General features: G+C 33.3%; 5 protein-coding genes. 3 read left to right on the forward strand and 2 right to left on the reverse strand.

Annotated features, from left to right (window positions below; all coding sequences use genetic code 11):
- From KKC53_00920 to KKC53_00930, 3 genes are all read left to right on the forward strand, one after another.
- Positions 1 to 220: N-acetyltransferase (locus tag KKC53_00920; protein ID MBU2597736.1), on the forward strand; the 220-nt coding region annotated here is incomplete at its 5' end.
- A 158-nt stretch (positions 221 to 378) separates the two neighbouring features.
- Positions 379 to 1266, forward strand: a complete 888-nt coding sequence (locus KKC53_00925) for a 4Fe-4S binding protein (GenBank protein MBU2597737.1) — start codon at positions 379 to 381, stop codon at positions 1264 to 1266.
- 374 nt (positions 1267 to 1640) lie between these two features.
- On the forward strand, positions 1641 to 1841 hold the full coding sequence (locus KKC53_00930; GenBank protein MBU2597738.1) for a hypothetical protein: 201 nt from the start codon (positions 1641 to 1643) through the stop codon (positions 1839 to 1841).
- Between the two features lie 79 nt (positions 1842 to 1920).
- Here the strand turns inward: KKC53_00930 and KKC53_00935 are convergent, their stop codons facing one another.
- Together KKC53_00935 and KKC53_00940 are read right to left on the reverse strand one after the other, a co-directional pair.
- Entirely contained in the window at positions 1921 to 2256 is a 336-nt protein-coding gene (locus KKC53_00935) for a hypothetical protein (GenBank protein ID MBU2597739.1), read from the reverse strand.
- The coding region (locus KKC53_00940) for a hypothetical protein (GenBank protein ID MBU2597740.1) at positions 2256 to 3006 on the reverse strand (751 nt) is incomplete at its 5' end. The genes KKC53_00940 and KKC53_00935, both read right to left, overlap by 1 nt.

A 3006-nucleotide genomic window follows, 5' to 3' on the forward strand; every position in this document is an offset into this window, starting at 1 on the left:
ATGTAGAGTTCTTGCAATGGGTGTGCTTGAAAAATATAGAAAGCTTGGAATAAGTGCTATTATGCATTATGAAACATCAAAAAAACTATTATCAAAAGGTTATAAAGGGGCAGAGATGTCCTGGATACTTGAAAATAATGTGATGACAAATCGTGAAATTCAGGCAATGGGAGGAAAGATATATAAAACATACCGTATTTATGACTATAAAATATACTAATTTAGATCATACTTTATTAACTAAAAAATAATATTCTGTAATTTTTTATTGGTAAAAGAGTGGTTTAAACGAAGAAATATAAAATATTTTAAAAATTGAGAAATTATAAATGAAAATAAGAAAATTAATATTTTATCATTGCGATGAGGAGGATCAAAATGTGTGAATTTTGCAACAAACATGGGGAGGGAAAGAAGTGGTACCTCCAAATGAAGAACTATGCGGACGAATTGTTCTATGAGGAACTTTCTTTCACCCAAAAGGAGATTGTTAAGGTCACAAAGCGCATCGAGCGGATAGATCGCTTCCTAGAGAACCTTTTGATGCCAGCGATCAGTGGTGTGTCCAAGATACAAGAAGAGTTACAAGGTGCGCCAGCATCTACCCAGCCTCCCAGGGTTCAACCCAGTGAGGATGAGATCGTGGCACATCGAAAGGTCGAGCAATTCGGTCAGGTACTGCCAATCGAGGACGTTGAAGAAGTGATAGATATGATCGACTCTATCACGAGATTTCCTTGTGGATGCCGGTTCATTACGACAGGGAAAACGGATAAACGATACTGTTTTGGCTTAGGGGCAGACAAATGGGGCATAATAGGCAAGTTTCCTGATGCCGCTTCATCCCTGGAGGTATTGGAAAGGGAAGAGGCTAAAAGAATCTTTCGCAAGTACGATGAGGAAGGGCTGATGCACAGTATTTGGACATGCATAACCCCTTATGTTATGGTCATATGTAACTGTGATCGTGATTGTATTCACTACAAGGAGTATATTGAGAAGAGAGGTGCCCCTTCTTTCTTCCGAGCAGAATACATCTGTAAAGTAGATTGGAACCTCTGCACGGGATGTAAGTCTTGTATGAGTCAATGTCAGTTCGGTGCCAAATTCTACTCCTCTACACTTTCCAAAGTCCATATAGATCCCACTAGGTGTTTCGGATGTGGTGTGTGTAGGGCAGCATGCCCAAATGAGGCTATCACGCTTGTTCCGAGACAAGAAGTTCCTGAGGCTGCCAATATTTGGCTAAGAAATACATCAAGATAAATCTCCTGAGTGAAAGCTGACTTGCTATATAGGGTAAGATGTCAACTTCATCCAATGGGCTATGGAGATGGTTATAACCTAGGTGAAAGTATGGAAGTTTAGAATTCAAGAGCTTAAGGAATATAACATTATGATGGGTCAAAGATTTTTGGTAAAACAGAGACAGGTATGTCTTACTTAGTGGAAGTAGATAAGTAGTGATCGTGAAAAATGCTTCAGCAAGAGAAAATAACAACGAACTTTGAGAGCTCACCCAACCGATTAAACCATCTTTTTTAGATGCTAAAGTTCCTAATTATCTAATCTTTCATTTAGTAATCTTAATATAAAGAAAATTATATTTAGATTTAATATTACAGGTGTTGGGTTTTGTAATGAGTATAATTAAAAAAAATCAAAGGTTTGGAATAAACGCTCTTATGCATTATGAAACATCAAAAAAACTATTATCAAAAGGCTATAAAGGTGCAGAGATGTCCTGGATACTTGAAAATAATGTGATGACAAATCGTGAAATTCAGGCAATGGGAGGAGAAATTTATAAAACATACCGTATTTATGACTACAATATATAATTACTTTTCTTTTTCTTATCTACTTCATTTCTATCTAACAAATCGAATATTAAATTCAATTAGAAAATGCAATTTCTATTTACTCTGCAGCTCCACCAATCATTAAACCAGCAATTGTTAAAATAAAAAGTAATAGAGGAATAATAAAGGTTATTATGAAGGTAAAAATTCCAAGCTTGTATGTTTTGTTACTTCCTTTTTTCTTTTTTAAAATTATGTTTAGGATTATTAAAGGAATCCCAAGAGGTATAGCAAAAATTGGATAACTAAGACCAAACCATATTTTTTGATAAAATTGAGCATTTCTAAACGCTCTACTATTAAACCCTTTTATGAATAAAATTATAAAAGCTAATAAACAAATAATTGAAAGCACAATTATCGCTATCTCAATTTTATTATATTTATCATTCATCATATTCCTCCTTCATAAATTAAGTTAAATTCTATGCCTATTTCTTGTTCTTGTCCTCCATATATAATATAACCATTTTTTATTTCCCCATCTACTTCATTTCCATTTAATAAATTTAGTATTAAATTAAAGGTATATTTACCACTTGAGTTGAAAAAAAGAAATTTACTTTTTAAATTGAAATAATGGGAAAATAAAGGACTATTTGAATTTACATGAACATTATCAGCATATTTATAAACTTGAAAGTATACTCCAGAATCCTCAACAACCAAATCATTTTTACTTCCTATATTAATTATTTCTACATCTGGTCTATATAATGACCCATCCTCTTTTCTATCTCCGTATATATCAGGTTGAGATAATTTTTTAGAGGCATAACTTTCTGGGTCTAAATTAAAAGAAGCTGGAAGATCAGGGTCTATTTCTGGAAAAGGAAGCCAACTTTTATCTGGAAGAAGAAATCCAATTAGTTTTGCAAACCATGGATCTCTTGATGCTCTAGCCAATGAGCTACCTGCACCCTTTATAGGAGAATTTATAGTTATTACTTGATCTATTTTATCCATATACGATTTATTATTTTTATCAGTAACAAATTCCATTATAAGTCTTCCACCCTGACTGAAACCAATTAAATCAATCTCTTTCTTCTCTGGTATTTTGTTTAGATATTTTATCATAGAATTTTTAAAATCAATGTAGCTTCCCTGTGAATCATATCCATTATGGTAAGTACCAGGTCCA

It is taken from the genome of Actinomycetota bacterium, assembly GCA_018830725.1.
Taxonomy (GTDB): domain Bacteria; phylum Actinomycetota; class Humimicrobiia; order JAHJRV01; family JAHJRV01; genus JAHJRV01.

What these genes read in the sequence shown, in the direction of transcription:
- KKC53_00925 (MBU2597737.1), top strand. Translation starts at nt 379, where the DNA reads ATGTGTGAATTTTGCAACAAACATGGGGAGGGAAAGAAGTGGTACCTC.
- KKC53_00930 (MBU2597738.1), top strand. Translation starts at nt 1,641, where the DNA reads ATGAGTATAATTAAAAAAAATCAAAGGTTTGGAATAAACGCTCTTATG.
- KKC53_00935 (MBU2597739.1), bottom strand. Translation starts at nt 2,256, where the DNA reads ATGAATGATAAATATAATAAAATTGAGATAGCGATAATTGTGCTTTCA.